Genomic DNA, 20,196 nt, shown 5'->3' on the forward strand with positions numbered 1-20,196 from the left:
TGAACTACCAGCCCGAACCAACGACGCAAACCGCGCCACAACAGCAGGATCCGGAACCCATTTCGACTTCACACAATCACCTAACCCATGTCAGGTGTTTCCACGACCACTAGAAATCAGGAGAAAATAGGGTATGAAGAAACCCCGCCACCTGAGGTGACGGGGTTTACTATGCAGGGGCGACAGGACTCGAACCTGCAACCTACGGTTTTGGAGACCGTTGCGCTACCAATTGCGCCACGCCCCTATTCTTTTATTCCTCAATGCCTCAGCATCAAGCGTTGAAGACCTTACCAGAGCCATAGTTCCAATCCGAAACTAGGCACAGCCTGGACTGCCTTCAGCGCGGTAATAAAAAAGCGCCCTGCGGGCGCCTTTCTTTCCCGGTAGCGATGGCGAGAATTGAACTCGCGACACAGCGATTATGAGTCGCTTGCTCTACCACTGAGCTACACCGCCATATTCACTTTGGAGGAATTCCTTGCTCCAAACATGAATGGAGCCCCCTGACAGAATCGAACTGTCGACCTTTTCCTTACCATGGAAACGCTCTGCCGACTGAGCTAAGGGGGCACATCCTAGCGTTGAACACATCGCTATTTCGTTGTGCTCTCCGTTGCGGACTCCAATAATCTAACCCGCTTTCAACGTTTTACACAAATCGCCACGTCAGAACGTAAAAATGCATAGCTCTTGTGACACCTTTTCGCGCCTTTTTAAGGCAGTTGAATGAACGGCATGGCAGACCACTCCCTCGGGCTACCCGGCCACGCCGCCTACCGTGCCCCGGCAGCCGTGCGAAGGCATGTGGATTGGGCGGTTGTGGGAAAAAGGGGCGTCGGCAAGCGTGGCACTGCTCACCGCGGGCAGTGACCCCGGCACGGACGCTGGTGGCTGAGTCCAGTGAGGCTTTCCGCAGTTGTTGAAAAGCTGCACATAAGGCCATTGATTCGGGGCCCTGAGGGTTTAAGCTTGGTCTGTAAAATCTCCCACCCGATGCCAAGGAGCGCAGATATGTCCGCTACCGATATTGCCACCCCACACATCAATCCGCAGGGCGCGCCCATTGCGGAAACCATCCTCCTGCCCGGTGACCCGCTGCGCGCGAAGTTCATCGCCGAGAACTTCCTGGAAGATACCGTCCAGTTCAACGGTGTGCGCAATATGCTGGGGTTTACCGGCACTTTTAACGGCAAGCCCATCTCCGTCATGGGCTCCGGCATGGGCATTCCCTCCATCGGCATCTACTCCTGGGAGCTCATCCACAACTATGGCGTGAAAAAGCTCATCCGCGTTGGTTCCATTGGCGCCATGCAGGAAGACATTGAGCTGCACGATGTCATCGTCGCATCGTCGGCCTCCACCGATTCCAACTTCTTAAGCCAGTACAACCTGCCGGGCAGCTACGCCCCCACCGCCTCGTGGAAGCTCCTCAAGGCCTTGGTGGACCAGGCCGAAAAGCAGCAAGCCCATATCCACGTGGGCAATATTTTGAGCTCGGATATCTTCTACAACTTTGACCAAAGCGTTAACGAACGCTGGGCGCACATGGGTGTGCTCGGCGTAGAGATGGAATCCGCAGCGCTCTATGCCACCGCGGCTGAGGCCGGTGTCGACGCGCTGGGACTTTTCACCGTCTCCGACAACCTGGTGCACGATACCCACCTCTCCGCGGAAGAGCGCCAGACCGCCTTCCGCACCATGATTGAACTCGCGCTTCCGCTCAACGCGCTCGACTAAAAGGACCCTCTCCCCGTGACTTCCACCCACCCCACCGCTTCCCCGCAGGACAAGCGGCCAGGCTCCGCGGTAAACCCCAAGGTTGCCGTACCTATCCTGCTCTTTGTCTTCGTCTTCTCGCTGGTTATTGATAACGGCTTTAAGACGATGACCATGCCGATCGCCGAGGCGCTCGACATCTCCGATACCACCGCTTCCCTCCAGGCTTCCCTCGCCGGCGTGATTATCGGCATCGGCGCCGTGGTCTACGCCGCGCTGGCGGATTCCATCTCCATCCGCAAGCTCATGCTCACCGGCGTTGTCCTCATCGCCGTGGGCTCGCTTTTGGCCTTCGCCTTTTCCAGCTTCTGGCCCATGGTGCTCACCGGCCGCCTCATCCAAACCGCCGGCCTGGCCGCCGCGGAGACGCTGTACGTCATTTACGTGACCAAGCACTTGAGCGAGGCCGATCAAAAGACCTACCTCGGCTTTTCCACCGCAGCCTTCCAGGCCGGACTGCTCATTGGCGCGTTGACCTCCGGCTTTATTTCCACCTATGTCTCGTGGACGGCGATGTTCCTCATCCCGCTCATCCTCATCCTGGCCATCCCGCCGATTATCAAGCTGGTGCCAGAAGATGAAGCCGTGGAAGGCCACCTCGACGCCCTAGGCCTGTTTTTCATCGCGGTCTTTGCCACCGGCCTGACCCTATTCATGCAGGAATTCAACTGGGCATGGCTCATCTTTGCCGCCCTTGGCATCGTGGGTTTCATCTTCCACATCGGCCACGCCAAGCACCCCGTGGTCACCCCGGAATTCTTTACTAACGGCCGCTACGTGTGGACCATCCTCATGGTCTTCTTCGTCTACTCCACCCAGATGGGTTTTATCTTCCTGCTGCCATTTGCCGCACATGACCTGCATGGCATGAACATCGATAAGGCCTCCCTGCTGATGATCCCGGGCTATATTTGCGCCATCCTCATCGGTATTTTCTCCGGCAAGATCGGTACCGTCTTGTCCTCTCGCGCCACCATCTACACCGCCTTCGCCCTGGTTGCCGGCGCGCTGGTGGCGGCCGCGCTCTTTGTGCAGCTTCACGTCGCCGTACTCATTGTGGCCATCGTGGCCTTTGCCTCCGGCTTTGCGCTGATGTACGCCCCGCTGGTCAATATCGCGCTGCGCAATATCACCGCTGCCAAGTCCGGCATCGCCATCGGCTTTTATAACCTGACCATCAATATCGCCATCCCGCTGGGCATTGCCTATACGGCGAAGCTGCAGGACCTCACCAGCTATAACACCGTGCTGTGGATCCTAGCGGCCGTCGCCGCCATCGGTATTGCCCTGTACGTCGTCTCTGACCTCAAGATGGCCCGTTCCGAATCCCGCCTCACCCGCTAAGGAGAAAGTTATGACTTCCCGCACCGACGTTGCTTCCATCATCGACCACACCCTGCTCAAGCCGGAGGCCACCCCAGAACAATTCCGCGCCTTGGTGAATGAGGCGGCCGAGCTGGGCACCTACTCCGTCTGCGTGTCCCCATCCGCCCTGCCCATCGAGGTTCCAGAATCTTTGCACATTGCCACCGTCGTAGGCTTTCCTTCCGGTGCCGTGAAGCCGGAGATTAAGGCCGCTGAGGCAGCCCGCGCGGTTGCTGATGGCGCCGAAGAGGTGGATATGGTCATCAATATCCCGCTGGCCATCGAGGGCCGCGCCGAGGATCTGCAGGCCGAAATCCAGGCCGTGCGCGATGCCATCCCAGGCCAGGTGCTCAAGGTCATCATCGAGTCCGCCGCGCTTTCCGACGACGCCATTGTCCTCGCCTGCAAAGCCGCCGCAGCCGCCCAGGCGGACTTTGTCAAGACCTCCACCGGCTTCCACCCGGCCGGCGGCGCCTCCGTACACGCCGTGAAGCTCATGCGCGAGACCGTAGGCGACAAGCTAGGCGTGAAGGCCTCTGGCGGCATCCGCACTGCCAAGGATGCCTTGGCCATGATTGAGGCCGGCGCAACCCGCCTGGGCTTGTCTGCCTCCGCCCAGATCCTCGAGGAGCTCTAAGCCATGTCGAAGGCCGCCACCGTGGATTATGACTACGCCCGCACCTGGGCCGAGCACGACCCCGATCCGGACACCGCCCGCCAAGTGATGACCTGGATTGAAGAGGACAATACTGACGAGCTCGCCGCCGCCTTCGCCGGTCCCCTCGCCTTCGGCACCGCAGGCCTGCGCGCCGCCGTGGGCGCGGGCGAGTCTCGCATGAATCGCGCCGTAGTCATCCGCACCACCTATGGGCTAATCTCCTGGCTCAAACAGCACGTGGATACCCCAGTGGTAGCCATTGGTTGCGATGCCCGCAACGGCTCCGCGCAGTTCCAGCGCGATGCCGCACAGGTCATCTCCGCGGCCGGCGGCAAGGCCTTGGTTCTGCCGGCGCAGAACCCCACCCCGCTGACCGCCTTCACGGTCCGCTCACTCAAGGCGGATGCCGGCATTATGGTCACCGCCTCGCATAACCCGCCGGCCGATAATGGCTACAAGGTCTACCTGGGCGGCCGCATCGCCACCGGCCCGGCTGAAGGCGTACAGCTGGTTTCACCCGCCGATGCCAAAATCGCCACCGCCATCGCCGCGGCACCCCATGCCGATGAAATTCCACTTTCCACCGAGAACATCGCGGACGTCGATACCCGCGCCGAGTACCTCGACCGCGCCGCGCAACTCGGGGGCGCACATACCGATGTCACCATCGCGCTGACCGCCATGCACGGCGTCGGCGCCGCCTTGGGCGAAAAGCTCCTCACCCGCTGCGGGTTCCGCATCTCCCTGGTTCCTGAGCAGGCCCAACCGGATCCCGATTTCCCCACCGTCTCCTTCCCCAACCCGGAAGAGCCTGGTGCCCTCGACCTAGGTATCCGCCACGCTGAGGATATCGGCGCCGATATTCTTATCGCTTATGACCCGGATGCGGATCGCTGCGCCGCCGCCGTGCCCACGTCCTCAGGCACGTGGCGCCAGCTCACCGGCGATGAAACCGGCGCCCTCTTGGGCGATTACCTTGCTCGCCAGGGTGCGACAGGCAACTTCGCCAACTCGCTCGTCTCCTCCCGCCTGCTCGGGCGCATCGCCGCCCACTACGGCCTCGGCCACGAGGAGACCCTCACCGGTTTCAAGTGGATCGCCCGCACCCCGGACCTCGCCTTTGGTTATGAGGAGGCCATTGGTTTTTGCCCCGACCCCACCGCTGTCCGCGACAAGGACGGCGTCGCTACCTCCGTAGTCCTCGCCAGCCTCGCGGCCGAGTGCAAGGCCGCAGGAACCACCTTGCTAGAGCGCCTAGAGGGCATCTACGCCACCGTGGGTGCCCTCTACACCCAGCCGCTGACCTTCCGCGTCGATGACCTCAGCATCATCGCCCAAGCGATGGAAAAGGTCGCATCCACCCCTCCCACCGAATTGGCGGGCTCGCCCGTGGCGAAGGTGGAGAAATTCGCCCAAGGCTCCAAGTTCTTCACCAACAACGATGACCGCGTCATCGTGCGCCCCTCCGGCACCGAGCCGAAGCTGAAGTGCTACCTCGAATCCCCCGATGCCGACCGCCTCGATGCTATTGCGGCCGACCTGCGCGCCTACTTCGGGATTTAAACCCCTCCCCGCTCCGCGCTCTCCATCTGGTCCTTCCGAGATTGCTTAGGGCCAATGAGGGTGCGGACTAGTGGACTTGCTGCCGCCAGTCCCACGACAACGGGGCATCAAGGTTAGAAAGGCTATTTACGCCAGGGAGCGCTCCTCCAACTGGTGGGAAATCGCTGCGTTTATTTTCCGGTGCGCCCGATAACTGCGAGTCCGATTGCGCAGATGCGCTTGCTGCGCTGCCTGCGCTACTCGCTGGCTTTGAAAAAGGTGAATTTCGTTTACCCCGTCCAGCATCGTTCGGATCTTCTTCATATCCCATATCCTATCGCTAAACCCCATACCTTCATCCCTACAGTGACTTTCTGCGACTGATGGTATGGCTACCGAGCACGCCCGTTGGTACACAGCGCCTCAGAAAGGTGTAGTTTGCTGGTCCTGAAGACCAAGATGAGAGGAATTAGATGAGTACAGAACCCCACCATTCATCCTTAACAGTTTTGCTAAAGATTGCAGTTGGTATTTCATTATTGCTCTGCCTCGGCTATTACATTGGCGGTTTGAATGCGCTATACGTGGCCAAGGCTCTGGCGGGATCGGATTCCACCTCATTGCCAGATATTTCTCGTAGGTTAGGAAATGGATTTTTCTACTTCAAGATCGCTGGGGTATTCCTAGCTGTATTCCTCGTTGGAGCCTATGCGGTGTTCCACAGGGCTCAAAGCTCCCGCAGACAAGAGCCCTGCCGGTAGCATCCGCCGACGGCTGCAGGTACGACGAAACCCCGCAAGCTTTTGCTTGCGGGGTTCATTCTGTGCCAGGTAGAAGATTCGAACTTCTGAAGGCAATGCCGGCGGATTTACAGTCCGCTCCCTTTGGCCGCTCGGGCAACCTGGCATGCACTGTGTGGTGCGAGTAAGTACTTTACTACGAACCACCCTCCCACCTACAAATCGCCAGCGTAGTAGGGGCGAATGGGGCGGGAATGAGGGGGCATCGCCAAGCAGCTAGCCCACGCGGCGCACGGTGTAATCCGCCAGTTGGCGCAGGGCCTGGCTCGCGGAGTTCTCCGGTAGCACGGCAAGCTGCTCCTCCACCGTGCGCAGGTAGGCATTGATGTCCTCCAGCGCCTTCTGACGGCCGCCAGACTGGTGCAGGAGCTCGATGGCGCGCTCCACCTCGGCGTCGGAATGCAGCGGGCCAGTAAGCAGCTCACGCAGCTTGTCGCCCACTTCGCCCTCTTCCTCCAAGGCGTAGAGAACCGGCAGGGTAAAGACGCCCTCGCGCAGGTCCGTGCCCGGGGTCTTGCCGGACTCCTTTGGGTCAGAGAAGATGTCGATGACATCGTCCACAATCTGGAAGATCATGCCAATGGCACCACCAATGCGGTGCAGGGCTGCGGCATGCTCGGCCGAGGCGCCGGAGTGGTAGGCACCCAGGTAGCCCGCGGAGGCAATAAGCACCGCGGTCTTTTCCCTGATAACGGCCGTGTAGTGCTCCACGGCATTGGCCTCACCCGCGCCGATGGTCTCGCGCATCTGGCCGGTAACCAGCTCTTCAAAGGTATCGGCAAAGTGGCCCACCGTGTGAGTATCCAGCTCACTCATCAGGCGGGAGGCATGCGCCAAGAGCGCATCGCCAGCGAGGATGGCCACGGAATTATTCCACCGCGAATTGGCAGATTCCACGCCGCGGCGGCGGTCCGCCTCATCCATGACATCGTCATGATAAAGGGTGGCTACGTGCACCATCTCCACGACGGTGGCCGCCTTAACAACCTCTTCGCAGCCCGGACGCGAACCATACTCGGAAGCCAGCAGCGCCATCATGGGGCGAAAGCGCTTGCCACCGGCCTTAGACAAGTGGCTGACCTTATCCTTCAAGAAGTCCTGGCCGCGGTCGATTTCACTGCGCAGCTTGTCTTCTACTGCTTCCATGCCCCCACCAATGCGCTCGTTGAGCTGCGGATCACCAAGATCCACGTGCGTAGCATGCGATTGACCGTGAGTCATTAAATAGTGTTCCTTGCAACTAAAAGCCAGAGATAATCGATTACCTACCGTAGTCCAAACTGCGCCCCTAAACACACTCGAGGGGTCGAACTCATGCAATGATAGTCCTCATGTCGGAGCAGATCGATTCCCAAACCTATGTCGAGGTCGCCATCATTGGCGCTGGGCCTGCCGGAGCCGCCGCCGCGATCCATGCCGCACGCGCCGGCTATGACACCCTCCTTATTGATTCCGCTACATTTCCCCGCGATAAAACCTGCGGCGACGGGCTTACCCCGCGCGCGATGCACCAGCTCGATGAGCTCGGCATTGCGGTCAACGCCTCCTATCGCAATCGCGGCCTGAAGCTGCACGGCTACGGCGGCGATATTACCGCGCCTTGGCCGGAGACCTATCCCTCCCAGGTGGGCACGGCCCTGCCGCGCTTCCGCTTTGATGCCCTGCTTGCCGACGCCGCCCGGGAAGCCGGCGCCGCCCTCCTCACCGGCACCCCCGCCACCGATCCGGTGCTCGAGGGCAACCGCGTAACCTCCTTCTGCGTGGGAGAGGTCACCGTGCATGCCAAGTGGGTCATCGTGGCCGATGGCGTGCGCTCTACCTTTGGCAAGAAGCTCGGCCGCACCTGGCACCGCGAGGAGGTCTATGGCATCGCCGCGCGCTCCTATGCTTCCTCCACGCATGCCGATGAGCCCTGGATGCACTCTCACGTTGAGCTCAAGGACGAGGAAGGCGATGTGCAGCCCGGCTACGGTTGGATCTTCCCGCTCGGCCCCGAGCTAGGCCAGGTCAACATCGGCCTCGGCGCGCTGTCAACCGCGCAGCGCCCCGCCAAGATCAACACCAAGAAGCTGCTCGAGTTCTACGCTGCCCAACAACGTCCCGAGTGGGGACTCGGCGAGATTGAGCACGTTACCTCTGCCTTACTGCCCATGGGCGGTGCGGTATCCAACGTGGCCGGCGCCAATTGGATGATCATTGGTGATGCCGCTGCCTGCATCAATCCCCTCAACGGCGAAGGCATCGATTACGGCTTGGAGACGGCTGCGCTGGCCGTAGCCCTGCTCGGCCCGAAGGATTTCACCCTGGCCTGGCCGGCAGTCCTGCGCGAGCACTACGGCGAGTCCTTCCTCTTGGCCCGCACGGCCGCGCGCTTGCTTACTTATCCTCAGTTCCTACCGCTGGCCGGCCCGCTGGCCCTGCGCGGGCCCGTCGGCCGCATGCTCATGCCGGCCGCCGCGCGCCTGATGGGCAACCTCATTACTGACGATGACCGCGACCTCATCGCACGCACCTGGCGCGCCGCCGGCCGCACGGTCTCGTCCCTTCGCCGCGATACGCCACTCTGGGATTCGACCGCGGCGTAACCCCTGTTCCCCTAGGCACGGGCGGAGCAGCGCCTAGGCTGGCTTTACCGCTGAGTGCAGCGCCACGATGCCGAAGGTAAGGTTCTGCCAGCCGGCCTCGGACCAGCCATTGCGATTGATAACCGCGGCAAGCTCCTCCTGCCCAGGCCACGCGCGAATGGATTCCGCGAGGTAGATATAAGCATCTGGATTAGAAGAGACCAGGCGCGCTACCGGCGGGAGCAGACGCATCAGGTATTCCTTGTACACGGTGCCAAAAATCGGTACCACCGGGGTGGAAAACTCCGCCACCGCAAGGCGCCCGCCCGGCTTGGTCACGCGCGCCATTTCGCGCAGGCCGAGCTCAAAGTCGTGGATATTGCGCAGGCCATAAGAGATGGTCACGGCATCAAAAGTGTTATCCGCAAACGGCAGCTTCATGCCATCGCCAGCCACCTTGGGCACGTCGCGCTCACGCCCAGCGGCCAGCATGCCACGGGAGAAATCACACGCCACGCACCACGCACCAGACTTGGAAAGTTCCACGGTGGACACGGCGGTACCCGCTGCAAGGTCCAGGACCTTCTCGCCCGGCTTCAGGTTCAAACGCTCGCGGGTGCGCTTGCGCCAGTGCGCGTCCTGCCCAAAGGACAGCACGGTATTGGTGAGGTCGTATTTCTCGCCCACGGCGTCAAACATGCGCGCCACATCGAAGGGCTTTTTATCCAGATCTGCCTTAGACACAAATGATCAGTCTAGGCTACGCGGGCGCCAAGGGCACGAGCCGCCCACCGCGGCAGCTCCGGACGCTGGCCCAAAATGGTCAGCGGCACCCGGCGAGTATCCTCCAGTACCTCTTCGTAATAGCCCACGAGCTGCTCACACAGCGCCTTCCACGTCTTGGAAGAAATAGACTCGCGGGCATTGTCCCGCATCTCCTGGTGGATCTCCGGATTGAGCAGAGCGTCCACCGCATTGGGGAGGTCTTCCACAAAGGTCTTTACCTCCAGCAGCAGTCCGTTATAGCCCTCGTCGATGAGGTCTACCGGGCCACCTGCCCGCGGTCCGATGGTCGGCACGCCGGAGGCCTGCGCCTCCTGGATGGACTGGCAGAAGGTCTCGAACTCACCCGCATGGACAAAGACGTCCAAGGAAGCATAGGCGGCGGCGAGGTCTTCGCCGGACAGCGCACCGGTAAAGACGGCGCCGGGCAGCTGGGCTTCCAATAGCGGGCGCTCCGGCCCATCGCCCACGATGACCAGCTGGATATCCTCGCGCCCGTTGAGCGCCGAAAGCCGGTGCACGCCCTTTTCCGCGGCGAGGCGACCAACGAATCCCACCACATTCTTGGTGTCGCTCGGATCCCAGCTGCGGCGCAGCTCCTCAGAGCGCTTGGAGGGATGGAAAAGTTCTGCGTTCACGCCACGACCCCAGTGGCGCACGTTCTTGATGTGGTGCTTTTCCAAGTCCCGGATGGTCAGCGATGACGGTGCCAGCGTCATCTGGCAAGAGTTATGAATCGTGCGCAGCCACTCCCACACGCCATAGGCCAGCGCGGAGGCATGGTATTTGGTAGCAAATCCAGCGACGTCGGTCTGATACAACGCCACGGCCGGAACGCGCTGCTGGCGGGCGGAGAAAGCGCCCGCCGCGCCGAGCACGAAGGGGCTGGCCAGGTGGATGATATCCGGCTTGAAATCGCGCAGCGCCTCATCGACCGCCGTGGTAGGAACGCCCACCGGCAGCGAATCCACCAGCGGCACGCGCACGGTGGGCACGCGGTAGATGGGGAAGCCTAGATAGTCCGGAATCTCTTCTTGTCCCTCACGGGCGCCCGGCGCGATGACGATGGCCTCTTGGCCGGTCTCGTGCAGGTGCTCTAAAACGCGCAGCACGGAGTTGGTCACACCATTGACATTGGGGAGGAAGGATTCAGCCACGATCGCAACACGCATGCCACCATCATGGCCTATCTTCTTAAGTTTATGGTGAAGCCAGCGGAAAATCTTGGTTAATTATTTCTCCGCGAGGCGGGTAAAGAAGCTAATCAGCTTCCACAGCACGGCCGCGATGAGCGTGGCAACCACCCCTACCGAGAGCGCCGGGATGATAGCCAACGTCCATTCGCGGCCTTCGACCTTGACCAGGTCTGGGTCGTCCTGGGCGTATTGCACCCACACCTGCTGGCCCTCGCCCAGCCCACTGGGATAGAGCAGCCCGTGCTGTGGGGTGTGGTAAATCCCTTCACTGTCTTGGAAATCCACCGTGGTGCGCAGCATGCCCACATCCTTGACCGTGGCCAAAGCGCGCGCGGGGTGGCTGGCGATGGCGTGGTCATTCATCACCGGCCCGATGACCATGCCCACCACGCCCACCAGCGCGGCCAGATACAGCGCCAGCGTCAGCTGGTGCAGGCGGCGGCGATAGACCGCGGGCGTATAGCGCGGCACCACGGCCGCGTGCGGCTTATGCTGCGGCGGGGCCACTTACTGGCCTACCTTTGCGGTGAGCTTCTCATTGAGCGCCCGGCGCGTGGCACGGGTGGTCTTAGCCTCCACGACGGTAATCCCGGTGGAGTATTCCTTCAGCTCCGCCAGCGTATCCAATAGCTCCTGCGGGGTGGTCACCTCGCGGTAGTCTGCTTCATAGGCTTCTGCCAGCTTGCCGACGTCCACCCCATGCGGCGTTCCAAACGCCGGCTCGAAGGACTCACGCAGCGCATCGGCACCTTGTTCCAGGGTCTCGAAGATGCCGCCGCCATTGTCATTGGCCACCACGATGGTGAGGTTTTCAGGTCGCGCCTGGTCTTCCGGAATGAGCAGGCTATTCGCATCATGCAAGAAGGTGACATCGCCCATGAGCGCCATTACTCGCGGGGCGCGCCAGTTGGTGGGATCCAGCGATTGCGTGGCCAGGGAAATGCCGATGGCTTGGGCGATGGTGCCGTCGATGCCGGCCGCCCCGCGCGGTGAGTACGTATCCACCCCATCGAACGGCAGGCCCACCATGGAGGCGTCACGCACCGGGTTCGAAGCGCCGAGCACCAGGGTGTCATTGACGGAGAGCGTATCGCCCACCGCGGCCGCGACGTGCAGCCCGGTGAATCCCAGTTCCTCATCCTCGAGGGTCTCGCGCACCGCTTGCCCGGCCATATCGGTTGCGCCTTCGCAGATCTTCATCCACTCGCGGCTCGGCTCACCGGTGACCTTGACGGTGGTGCCAAGCCGGGCCTCTTCGCCACGCTGGTTGGTGAAGTCCTTGGTGCGCGAGAGCACCACCAGCTCAATATCCGGATCATTCATCAGCGCTAGCACGCCACGGTGCAGCGTCGGATGCCCCACGACGATGACCTGCTCTACCTTGGTGTTGACCACATAATCATTCGCGGAGACCTGCGCCTTGCGGAAGATATGCGCCGCCGCTGGATGCACCGGATGATACGGGCCCGGCGCGCTCGGCTCCGCAATGGTCGGCACGTCTTGGAGGCCTTCTACCTCCCAGGCCTCATCACCCGCAATGACCAGCGTGTTCTTGCTCAAATCCACGGCCACCTCACCGTGGTCCACGAAGGCTGGTGCGGGCTCGCGCACGCTGTCGCCGGAGGTGTGGTCTGGCAAGGTGGCGTCGACAAGCGGGGCATCAAAGGCCACATTGATGTGTACCTGTAGGTCTTCGCGGAAGCGTTGGGCCATCGCCGCGATATCGTCCGCGCCGGTGACCTGGGTGGTGTCCGCATAGACGCCGAAGATGCCCTGCTGCTCGATGGTCTGCGACGCCCCCGTGCCCACCAGGCGCTCCGGCCGGTCCGCGCTAATGATGGCTAGCGGCGTATGGGAATAGTGCGCCTCCACCACGGCCGGCAAGGTATTGGCCACCGCAGTTCCCGAGGTCATCACCACGCCCACGTGGCGGCGCTGCACCCGCGCCATGCCCAGGGCGGTAAACGCTCCCCCGCGCTCGTCCAGGCGGGTGTGTACGCGGATATCGTCACGCGCCAATAGCGCCAGCGACAGCGGCGCGTTGCGCGAACCAGGGCACAAGACGACATCCGTGAGGTGGCGCGCTAGTTGGGCGGCTACCTTCTCAGCCAACTGCATCGATTCATTCATGCCGCCCGATTTTACCTGCCCGCGCGCCATTTCCCTTACCGGGCAGGTGCTGGGCGCTTAGTTCTGGTTGGCCGACTGCTCGCCGCCGCCCAGGAGGTCATTGAGGAGACCCTCAATGTCCACGTCGCTGCCCTTATCCAGCTGGTCTTGTACCTCTGGTGGCAACTCGGTCGGGATATCGGATGGCAGGTCATTTTGGAAGTCCGGCAGCTTCGGCAGATTATTGGAATTCTCATCCTGCGTATCCGGCTCTTCGGTCTGGGTCACGGTGGTGGGAACCTCCGTGGTCAGCGTTTCCGTCACCGGCTGTGGATCCGGCTTATCCGCCTCGTCCGCGGCATTGCGCCACAGGAAAAACAACACCGCCGCAGCCAGCACTGCAAGTACCGCGATGGCCGCGAAGACGCCGGCCATAGCCCCGCCACCGCTGCCCTTCTTCTTGCGCTTTTCCGGCTGGTCCGGATCATAGTTCGACGGCACCGGCTCGTACTCGGGCTGCTGCGCGTATTGCTGGCCATATGCCTGCCCGGCCGGCTGCTGATAGTTCTGGCCGTAGCTTTGCTGCTGACCGTAGCCCTGCTGATAGCCAGCGGCCGCATCGAATTGACGAGTCTCATTCTGCGGCTGCTGCTCGCCCGGGAAGTACTGCTTGGGGTGCTCGCGGCGCGCTTGGTCGCGGCTGGGGCCGGCGGCATTATCGGGCACGCGGCCAATCTGGCGCGTGGCATCATCCGCCGGGCTGGACCAGCTGCGGGTTTCATTATTATCGCCATGAGGGCCTTTAGAAGTCATACCCTCTACCTCTACCCCATTTTGCTGTGAGATCCTAGAGAGGACTCCCACAGCTAACGGGCAGCGGAGGCTCGCCGCTTAGTGCGCTTGGCGTGCGCTCAAGGCACGGCCGGTGGCGGTATCCTCTGCGGCTACCTGCGCCGGGGTGGCATCCGCGATGATGCGGCCGCCATCTTCGCCAGCGCCCGGGCCCATCTCGATGATGCGGTCCGCATGCGCCATGACCGAGAGATCATGCTCGACGACGATTACCGTATGGCCTGCATCCGCCAGCTTGTGCAGCTCGGTATTGAGCAGGTCGATATCGGCTGGGTGCAGGCCCGTGGTGGGCTCGTCCAGCAGGTAGACCGTGTGGCCGCGACGCGAGTTGCGGGAACGCTGCAGCTCCGTGGCCAGCTTGATGCGCTGGGCCTCGCCGCCAGACAGCTCCGGCGCGCCCTGGCCCAAGCGGAGGTAGCCCAGGCCGACGGCCTGCAACGTGGCGATGGCGCGGTAAATCTTTTCTTCTTCGGCAAAGACCTCGGCCGCTTCATCTACGGTGAGCTCCAAGATGTCCGCGATGGTGCGGCCCTGCCAGGTCACCTCCAAGGTCTCGTCGTTGAAGCGGGCGCCGCCGCACTCCGGGCAGGTGGTGTACGAGCCCGGCAAGAAGACCAGCTCCACCTCGATCTTGCCCGCGCCGCCGCAGGTGGGGCACTGGCCTTGCTTTACGTTGTAAGAAAAGCGCGAGACCGTCCACTTGCGCTGCTTGGCCTCATCAGTGGAGGCGAAGAGCTTGCGAACGTTATCGAAAAGCCCGGTATAAGTTGCCAGCGTGGAACGCGGGGTGCGGCCGATGGGCTTCTGGGTAATCTGCACGACGCGCTTTACTCGATCAAAGCCCTCCGTGCTCTCCACGGACCAGCCCTTGTCCTCGGTCTCCTCTTCATCGGAAATGGCCGTGGCGGACTGTCGCAGCAGGCCAGCCAGCACCGTGCTGACCAGGGTGGACTTGCCCGAACCGGAGACACCGGCTACCGCCGTGAATTGGCCCAAGCCAAAGTCCACATCCAGGTTGTCGATGCTGCGTGCGTTGATGCCGCGGAGGGTGAGGTGGGAGGAGGGGGTGCGGGGGTCGTCGGCAAGCGCGAGCGTGCGATTAGCCAGCGCATTGGCGGTAGGGGTGTCCGCGTCATAGTCTGCGACCGGGCCCGAATAGACCACGTTGCCGCCGCGCTCGCCGGCCAGCGGGCCGACGTCAACGAGCCAGTCCGCCTGCGCGACCAAATCCATGTCATGCTCCACCAAGAGCACGGAGTTGCCGGCCGCGATGAAACGACGGCACATATCCATGACCGCGTCGCGCTCATCGGGGTGCAGGCCGGCCGAGGGCTCGTCGAGCGCATAGGCCACGCCAAAGAGACCGGAGCGCAGCTGCGCCGCCAAACGGATGCGCTGCATCTCGCCGCCGGATAGGCTTTGCGTCGGCCGATCCAGGCTTAGGTGCGCCAAGCCGAGCTCCAGCGCCGAGGTCAACGCAGGCAGAATCTGCCGCAGCAGCAAATCCTCGGCCGAGTTCTCCTCCGGGTTCTGCTTGCTGAGCACCTCATGCACCCTATCCAGCGGCAGCGCGCCCAGCTCATCGATGGGCATTCCCGCATAGGTCACCTTCAGCGCGGCCGGGTTGAGGCGGCGGCCGCCACAGGTCTCGCATTCGCGGGATTCCATATAGGACAGGGTGCGCTTGCGCAGCGTATCCGATTGGGTCTCCGCCAGCGTTTTATTGAGGTAGCTGGCCACCGAGCGCCACGTGCCCTCATAATTGCGCTGAATCTGATCCTTGCCACGCAAAGGCTTCACGGTGACTACGGGGCGCTCTTCCGTGAAGAGGATCCAGTCGCGGTCTTCTTGCGGTAGGTCCTGCCAGGGCGAATCCAGGTCATAGCCCAGATTCATCAGGATGTCGTGAAAGTTCTTGCCGGCCCAGGCACCAGGCCATGCTTGGATGGCGCCTTCCTCGATGGAGAGGGTGGGATCCGGGACCATGGAATCCTCAGTTGGCTCGTGGACCACGCCCGTGCCGTGGCACTGCGGGCACATGCCCTCCGGGGTATTCGGAGAGAAAGAATCCGAGTACAGGCCCTCCGGGTTATCCCCGGCGCGCGAATAGAGCAGGCGCACGCTATTGGAGAGCGCGGAGACGGTGCCAACCGTAGAGCGCGCACCTCCGCCGGAGGTGGATTGCTGCAGCGCGACCGTCGGCGGCAGGCCCTCTACCTGGCTAACCTGCGGGTCGACGGCCGAGCTAATGAGGCGACGGGCGAAGGGCGCCACCGATTCGAGATAGCGACGCTGGCCTTCGCCGTGAATCGTGCCGAATGCCAGCGAAGACTTGCCCGAACCAGACACGCCCGTGACCGCAACGAGCTTGCCGCGGGGCATATCGACGTCGACGTTGCGCAGATTGTGCAGGTGGGCATCGCGGACCTTGATAGTAGACATGTCCCCTAGCGTACGCACAGGTGGTGGGTTGGGCAGTCTGAAGTCTGACAGCAGTCTCCTTTAGCGATTCACCGGTTTTCTTTCCTGGTTCACCGGTTTTCAACGATTTCGTCCATACATATGGCGAAAATCGTCGACGATTTAGGTGTTTTAGATGGACGAAATCGTTGAAACGAGGAAAGTGGAACCTTCCTGGAAGATTTCCAGTCCAATGAGACATGTGGACGAGAAATGAATTACTAGATTTAGGCCTTACTGACTATCAAATCCGCTGCAGGATTAGTGAGGGAACGCTTGTACGCTTGCGGCGCAACTGTTACATCGCGGCGGAGGCGAGTGCGAAGGATAAGCTCGCCGCGGTGGCGCAGCTTTATCCGGATGCGGTGTTTACGGGAACGGCCGCGCTCGCAGCCTATGGCTTTTGTAAGGTGCAGCTGCCGGCAACGATTCGGGTAGATAACAATCGCCGGGCACGGGCGGATGGGCTGGTGCGTACTGTGAGGTCGCGGCCGGTGCCGGTAAATCGGGTAAAGGGCGTAAAGATGGCGTTGCCCGCGCAGGCGGTGGCAGATGCGCTGAGCTTCGAGCGCTGTGACAAGTGGCTGCTCAAAGAGGCCCTGGCGCAGGCCTACCGCGGGCTCAACGGAAGGGGGAGATTCGCGGCTGATTTAGAGCTGGTGACCAGCAAGAAAAGGGACGCGGTGCGCGAGTTAGCAGAAAGGGCGCCGGTGGGGACGGCATCGAAGTGGGAGCAGCGGATGTTTCGCGAGATGCGGCGGGTGGGTCTCAAGCCTGTGCCAAATTTCCGGCTGGGACCGTACACCTGGGATTTAGGCTTCGAAGCAGGAACGACGGTGGTGGACTTGGACTCGCTTTACTATCACACGCCGGAGAATAATCACCGGGAATTTCTCATCGGGACGTGGAAAACCAATCATGCGGTGCAGCACGGATGGGCGCCATTGAAGTTTACGGATGAGTGCACCGACTACCACCTCAAGCTGGTGGCGGAGACGGTGCAGGAAACGGTGGCGCATCGGCGCAGTGTGCGCGGGCTAAAGAGCAGGCCGCAGAAGGTGCGCCGGGCACTGGCGACTCCGGCGTGGAGGTTTCACCAGAGCTTGCTCTAGGCGCTAGTCAGAAAGGTGCGATTCAGCAAGGTGCGGCCAGCAGGCGCGAACGCGATCGAGCCACCAGTCGCGGCGGTCGGCGGGGGCGGCGAGTGCAGCGAGGCGGTCTGGGTCGGGGGCGAGGATATCGGCGGAAAGGTGGCCATCGACAAGCGGGCGCGGGGCGGTGACATCCTCTTCGAAAAGGGAGCCGGTGGCAAGACCGGCGGCGGCCGGGGTGACGTCGATGTCCTCGTCGTCGTAGATGCGCGGAAGCGCGGCGACGGCTGCAAGGCCCATATTGATGCCAATGGAGGTATCGAGCGCGGAGGCCACCGTGATATCCATATGGCGCTGGCGCAGGTGTTGGGCCACCTCGAGGACGCGGCGCACACCACCGAGCGGGGCGGGCTTGACCACGGCAACATCTGCGGCCTGCAGCTCGGCGACGCGGTACGGGTCGGCGACCTTGCGAATGGATTCATCGGCGGCGACGCGCACAAAGAGACCCGCGCGCATAAGGCGGCCGCGCACCTGGGCGAGTTCCTCAGTGGTGGCGCAGGGCTGTTCCATATAGTCCAGCGGCATCATCATCTGCGCGGCCTCGACCGCCTCATCGACGGTCCAGCCGCCGTTGGCGTCCACGCGCAGTATAGGGATATCGCCGCGTTGGGTGACGGCGTCGCGGACGGCGCGGACGCGAGCGGCGTCGTCGGCAAGCGTGTGCCCCTTCTCCGCTACCTTGATTTTGAAGGTGCGGCAGCCGGGGTAGCGCTCCACCACAGCCGGGACCTCGCTGGCGGGTACGGCTGGGATGGTGGCGTTGACCTCGATGGAATCGCGCACCGGCTCCGGAAAGCCCTCGTAGGCGGCCTCGAGCCCGGCGTGCAACCAGGCGGCGGACTCGGCCGGGCCGTACTCCAGGAAGGGCGCGAATTCGCCCCAGCCGGCCGGACCCTCGATGAGCAAGGCTTCCCTGGTGGTAATGCCTCGGAAACGCACGGCGAGTGGGAGGGAGACTACGTGGGCGCGGTCGAGGACGTCATCGATATGCATGGCCTTCATGGTAGCGCCCGCCGGCCGTTGACCCCTCCCCCACTCTGCGCTATTTTGAGAACCTATACCGATAAAGGAGGAATTATGCTGCTAGCTGAGGCATTGGCGGAGCGCGCCCAGGCGCAGGAGCGCCTCAATAGCCTGCACGAGCGGCTACTGACCGTGGCCCGCGTGCAGGAGGGTGATACCCCGGATGAGGATCCGCAGGAGCTGCTGCGCGAGCTCGACGGCGTGGCCGGGCGCATCGATGAGCTGGTGCAGGCCATTAATGCGACGAATATCGCCACCGCCTTTGATGAGAAGAGGAACTTGATGGAAGCCCTCGCGCTTCGCGATGGCCTCTTGCGCAAGCGCCGCATCTACCACGACCTGGCGCAGAGGGCGGGCACGCGCTCGGATCGCTATTCCCGCACTGAGATTAAGTTTGTCTCCACCATCCCGGTGGCGGAGCTGCGCAAGCGTGTCGATGATTTGTCTAAGCAGTACCGCGAGCTGGATACCCGCATTCAGCAGCTTAACTGGAATACCGAACTGAAAAACGGATAGTCATATCGCGCGCTCCTTAAAGCGCGCGATGGTAGCCCACACGCCTGCAGCGAGCAGGCCCCCACCCTGGAGGGGAAAATCCTGGGACCCTGGCCCCCTTTAGCGCTTTAAGGGGCGGGGAGTTCGAGTCTCCCCATGGCATGGAGTACCGCGCTGGTATGGCGTACACGGGTATTGTGCGGGGCAACAACCTCGCAGTATCGCGTATTGATTATCACCGGCCTGCTGGGCAGCGTGTGTGGGTGAGGGTTGGGAATGGGGACTATTCTTCTTTTGCCACTAAGCTGGCCGTTATGAGCGAGCAGAGAAAATACAGCACCGATAATCCGTTCCGTCCGGAATTGTGGCATGCCGTAGAAGGTTTTGAGGACCTGACGGATATCACCTATCACCGGCTCAACGGCGAGGACCGCAAGAACGGCATCGTGCGCATCGCCTTCGATCGCCCGGAGGTGCGCAATGCGTTTCGCCCGCATACCGTAGACGAGCTCTACCGCGCCCTGGATCACGCCCGCCGCACGCCGGATGTGGGCACGATTTTGCTCACCGGCAATGGCCCTTCCGAAAAGGACGGCGGCTGGGCGTTTTGTTCCGGCGGCGACCAGCGCATTCGTGGCCGCTCCGGATACCGCTACGCCACCGAGCACGCCCACGATGACGCCACCGCGGATGAGTCCACGGTGGACACCGCCCGCGAGAAGGTCGAGGGCGGCCGCCTGCACATCCTCGAGGTGCAACGCCTTATCCGCACCATGCCCAAGGTGGTCATCGCCGTGGTCAATGGTTGGGCGGCCGGCGGCGGACACTCGCTGCACGTGGTCTGCGATATGACGGTTGCCTCCCGCCAAGAAGCACGCTTCAAGCAGACGGACGCGGACGTGGGATCCTTCGACGCCGGCTATGGCTCGGCGTACCTGGCCAAGATGGTGGGCCAGAAATTCGCCCGCGAGATTTTCTTCTTGGGCCGCACCTACGATGCCCAGCGCATGTACGAAATGGGCGCGGTCAATGAGGTCGCGGACCACGCCGAGCTCGAGGACGCCGCCATCCGCATGGGCCAGGAGATCAACATGAAGTCCCCCACCGCCCAGCGCATGCTGAAATTCGCCTTCAACCTCACCGATGATGGCCTGATGGGCCAGCAGGTCTTCGCCGGCGAGGCCACCCGCCTGGCCTATATGACCGACGAGGCCGTCGAGGGCAAGGAGTCCTTCCTAGAAAAGCGCGAGCCCAACTGGGATAGCTTCCCGTACTACTACTAATGCTTATCGCTTTTTGTATCGGCATTGCCGTCGTTGCCACGGGTGCGCTCGTCGTTGGGCGCATCGTGTTGCTGCGCGGCATACGCAAGGCAGAAAAGAACGAAACCCGCCCCTTCGACGGTTAAAATCGCCT

Annotated in this window: 18 protein-coding genes and 4 tRNA genes; 9 read left to right on the top strand and 13 right to left on the bottom strand. The window is 62.2% G+C overall.

Features of this window, described 5'->3' with window-relative positions:
• Window positions 1-174 precede the first annotated feature (174 nt).
• The 3 genes from MHY13_RS09905 to MHY13_RS09915 form a co-directional block, all read right to left on the bottom strand.
• A tRNA-Trp gene (locus MHY13_RS09905) sits at window positions 175-247 on the bottom strand.
• Between the two features lie 140 nt (window positions 248-387).
• Window positions 388-459, bottom strand: a tRNA-Met gene (locus MHY13_RS09910).
• Between the two features lie 38 nt (window positions 460-497).
• A tRNA-Thr gene (locus tag MHY13_RS09915) sits at window positions 498-573 on the bottom strand.
• Window positions 574-1,014: 441 nt separating this feature from the next.
• On the opposite strand from MHY13_RS09915, the gene deoD reads away from it, so the two are divergent.
• The 4 genes from deoD to MHY13_RS09935 are packed head-to-tail and all read left to right on the top strand — an operon-like array spanning window position 1,015 to window position 5,365.
• Window positions 1,015-1,740: a purine-nucleoside phosphorylase gene (gene deoD, locus MHY13_RS09920; RefSeq protein WP_040424899.1), complete on the top strand. Its 726-nt coding sequence runs from the start codon at window positions 1,015-1,017 to the stop codon at window positions 1,738-1,740.
• A 15-nt stretch (window positions 1,741-1,755) separates the two neighbouring features.
• Window positions 1,756-3,123: an MFS transporter gene (locus MHY13_RS09925; protein WP_239282994.1), complete on the top strand. Its 1,368-nt coding sequence runs from the start codon at window positions 1,756-1,758 to the stop codon at window positions 3,121-3,123.
• Window positions 3,124-3,133: 10 nt separating this feature from the next.
• Entirely contained in the window at window positions 3,134-3,781 is a 648-nt protein-coding gene (gene deoC, locus MHY13_RS09930; protein WP_239282995.1) for a deoxyribose-phosphate aldolase, read from the top strand.
• 3 nt (window positions 3,782-3,784) lie between these two features.
• Window positions 3,785-5,365 carry a phospho-sugar mutase gene (locus tag MHY13_RS09935; protein ID WP_239282996.1) on the top strand — a complete coding sequence of 527 codons (1,581 nt, stop codon included), beginning with the start codon at window positions 3,785-3,787 and terminating at the stop codon, window positions 5,363-5,365.
• 126 nt (window positions 5,366-5,491) lie between these two features.
• On the opposite strand, the gene MHY13_RS09940 is transcribed toward MHY13_RS09935, so the two are convergent.
• The 3 genes from MHY13_RS09940 to MHY13_RS09950 all read right to left on the bottom strand — a co-directional run bounded on the left by MHY13_RS09940 (window position 5,492) and on the right by MHY13_RS09950 (window position 7,365).
• Window positions 5,492-5,668, bottom strand: a complete 177-nt coding sequence (locus MHY13_RS09940; RefSeq protein WP_023020515.1) for a hypothetical protein — start codon at window positions 5,666-5,668, stop codon at window positions 5,492-5,494.
• A 500-nt stretch (window positions 5,669-6,168) separates the two neighbouring features.
• Window positions 6,169-6,250 (bottom strand) — tRNA-Tyr (locus tag MHY13_RS09945).
• A gap of 110 nt (window positions 6,251-6,360) precedes the next feature.
• Window positions 6,361-7,365, bottom strand: coding sequence for a polyprenyl synthetase family protein (locus MHY13_RS09950; RefSeq protein WP_239282997.1), 1,005 nt, complete (start codon window positions 7,363-7,365; stop codon window positions 6,361-6,363).
• Window positions 7,366-7,463: 98 nt separating this feature from the next.
• Between MHY13_RS09950 and MHY13_RS09955 the strand changes: the two genes are divergently transcribed.
• Window positions 7,464-8,729: a geranylgeranyl reductase family protein gene (locus MHY13_RS09955; protein ID WP_239282998.1), complete on the top strand. Its 1,266-nt coding sequence runs from the start codon at window positions 7,464-7,466 to the stop codon at window positions 8,727-8,729.
• 33 nt (window positions 8,730-8,762) lie between these two features.
• Here the strand turns inward: MHY13_RS09955 and MHY13_RS09960 are convergent, their stop codons facing one another.
• The 6 genes from MHY13_RS09960 to MHY13_RS09985 form a co-directional block, all read right to left on the bottom strand.
• Entirely contained in the window at window positions 8,763-9,452 is a 690-nt protein-coding gene (locus tag MHY13_RS09960) for a demethylmenaquinone methyltransferase (protein WP_239282999.1), read from the bottom strand.
• 11 nt (window positions 9,453-9,463) lie between these two features.
• A complete protein-coding gene (locus MHY13_RS09965; RefSeq protein ID WP_239283000.1) occupies window positions 9,464-10,663 on the bottom strand; it encodes a glycosyltransferase family 1 protein in 1,200 nt (399 codons plus the stop codon).
• A gap of 60 nt (window positions 10,664-10,723) precedes the next feature.
• Window positions 10,724-11,194 carry a DUF3592 domain-containing protein gene (locus MHY13_RS09970; protein WP_204610291.1) on the bottom strand — a complete coding sequence of 157 codons (471 nt, stop codon included), beginning with the start codon at window positions 11,192-11,194 and terminating at the stop codon, window positions 10,724-10,726.
• A complete protein-coding gene (gene menD / locus MHY13_RS09975) occupies window positions 11,195-12,817 on the bottom strand; it encodes a 2-succinyl-5-enolpyruvyl-6-hydroxy-3-cyclohexene-1-carboxylic-acid synthase (RefSeq protein WP_204610292.1) in 1,623 nt (540 codons plus the stop codon).
• Between the two features lie 57 nt (window positions 12,818-12,874).
• Window positions 12,875-13,609, bottom strand: coding sequence for a hypothetical protein (locus MHY13_RS09980; protein ID WP_204610294.1), 735 nt, complete (start codon window positions 13,607-13,609; stop codon window positions 12,875-12,877).
• Between the two features lie 78 nt (window positions 13,610-13,687).
• Entirely contained in the window at window positions 13,688-16,090 is a 2,403-nt protein-coding gene (locus MHY13_RS09985) for an excinuclease ABC subunit UvrA (protein WP_239283001.1), read from the bottom strand.
• Between the two features lie 359 nt (window positions 16,091-16,449).
• Between MHY13_RS09985 and MHY13_RS09990 the strand changes: the two genes are divergently transcribed.
• Window positions 16,450-17,220, top strand: a complete 771-nt coding sequence (locus MHY13_RS09990) for a hypothetical protein (protein ID WP_239283002.1) — start codon at window positions 16,450-16,452, stop codon at window positions 17,218-17,220.
• Window positions 17,221-17,223: 3 nt separating this feature from the next.
• Here MHY13_RS09990 and MHY13_RS09995 read toward each other — a convergent pair whose 3' ends face one another.
• Complete coding sequence (locus tag MHY13_RS09995; protein ID WP_239283003.1) at window positions 17,224-18,255, bottom strand: o-succinylbenzoate synthase; 1,032 nt, start codon at window positions 18,253-18,255, stop codon at window positions 17,224-17,226.
• A gap of 84 nt (window positions 18,256-18,339) precedes the next feature.
• On the opposite strand from MHY13_RS09995, the gene MHY13_RS10000 reads away from it, so the two are divergent.
• From MHY13_RS10000 to MHY13_RS12195, 3 genes are all read left to right on the top strand, one after another.
• Entirely contained in the window at window positions 18,340-18,801 is a 462-nt protein-coding gene (locus MHY13_RS10000; RefSeq protein WP_023020504.1) for a DIP1984 family protein, read from the top strand.
• A 293-nt stretch (window positions 18,802-19,094) separates the two neighbouring features.
• Window positions 19,095-20,063: a 1,4-dihydroxy-2-naphthoyl-CoA synthase gene (locus MHY13_RS10005; protein WP_239283004.1), complete on the top strand. Its 969-nt coding sequence runs from the start codon at window positions 19,095-19,097 to the stop codon at window positions 20,061-20,063.
• Window positions 20,063-20,188, top strand: coding sequence for a hypothetical protein (locus tag MHY13_RS12195; RefSeq protein ID WP_255710484.1), 126 nt, complete (start codon window positions 20,063-20,065; stop codon window positions 20,186-20,188). Before MHY13_RS10005 ends, MHY13_RS12195 begins: the two co-directional genes overlap by 1 nt.
• The last annotated feature ends 8 nt before the right edge of the window (window positions 20,189-20,196 follow it).

Origin of the sequence: Corynebacterium sp. ACRPE (assembly GCF_022347435.1) — a bacterium.
Taxonomy (GTDB): Bacteria; Actinomycetota; Actinomycetes; order Mycobacteriales; family Mycobacteriaceae; genus Corynebacterium; species Corynebacterium tuberculostearicum_D.

Excerpts from the sequence above, each read along its gene's own strand:
- deoD (WP_040424899.1), top strand. The coding sequence starts at position 1,015 with ATGTCCGCTACCGATATTGCCACCCCACACATCAATCCGCAGGGCGCG.
- deoC (WP_239282995.1), top strand. The coding sequence starts at position 3,134 with ATGACTTCCCGCACCGACGTTGCTTCCATCATCGACCACACCCTGCTC.
- MHY13_RS09935 (WP_239282996.1), top strand. The coding sequence starts at position 3,785 with ATGTCGAAGGCCGCCACCGTGGATTATGACTACGCCCGCACCTGGGCC.
- MHY13_RS09940 (WP_023020515.1), bottom strand. The coding sequence starts at position 5,668 with ATGAAGAAGATCCGAACGATGCTGGACGGGGTAAACGAAATTCACCTT.
- MHY13_RS09950 (WP_239282997.1), bottom strand. The coding sequence starts at position 7,365 with ATGACTCACGGTCAATCGCATGCTACGCACGTGGATCTTGGTGATCCG.
- MHY13_RS09955 (WP_239282998.1), top strand. The coding sequence starts at position 7,464 with ATGATAGTCCTCATGTCGGAGCAGATCGATTCCCAAACCTATGTCGAG.
- MHY13_RS09965 (WP_239283000.1), bottom strand. The coding sequence starts at position 10,663 with ATGCGTGTTGCGATCGTGGCTGAATCCTTCCTCCCCAATGTCAATGGT.
- menD (WP_204610292.1), bottom strand. The coding sequence starts at position 12,817 with ATGAATGAATCGATGCAGTTGGCTGAGAAGGTAGCCGCCCAACTAGCG.
- MHY13_RS09980 (WP_204610294.1), bottom strand. The coding sequence starts at position 13,609 with ATGACTTCTAAAGGCCCTCATGGCGATAATAATGAAACCCGCAGCTGG.
- MHY13_RS09985 (WP_239283001.1), bottom strand. The coding sequence starts at position 16,090 with ATGTCTACTATCAAGGTCCGCGATGCCCACCTGCACAATCTGCGCAAC.
- MHY13_RS09995 (WP_239283003.1), bottom strand. The coding sequence starts at position 18,255 with ATGCATATCGATGACGTCCTCGACCGCGCCCACGTAGTCTCCCTCCCA.
- MHY13_RS10000 (WP_023020504.1), top strand. The coding sequence starts at position 18,340 with ATGCTGCTAGCTGAGGCATTGGCGGAGCGCGCCCAGGCGCAGGAGCGC.
- MHY13_RS10005 (WP_239283004.1), top strand. The coding sequence starts at position 19,095 with ATGAGCGAGCAGAGAAAATACAGCACCGATAATCCGTTCCGTCCGGAA.
- MHY13_RS12195 (WP_255710484.1), top strand. The coding sequence starts at position 20,063 with ATGCTTATCGCTTTTTGTATCGGCATTGCCGTCGTTGCCACGGGTGCG.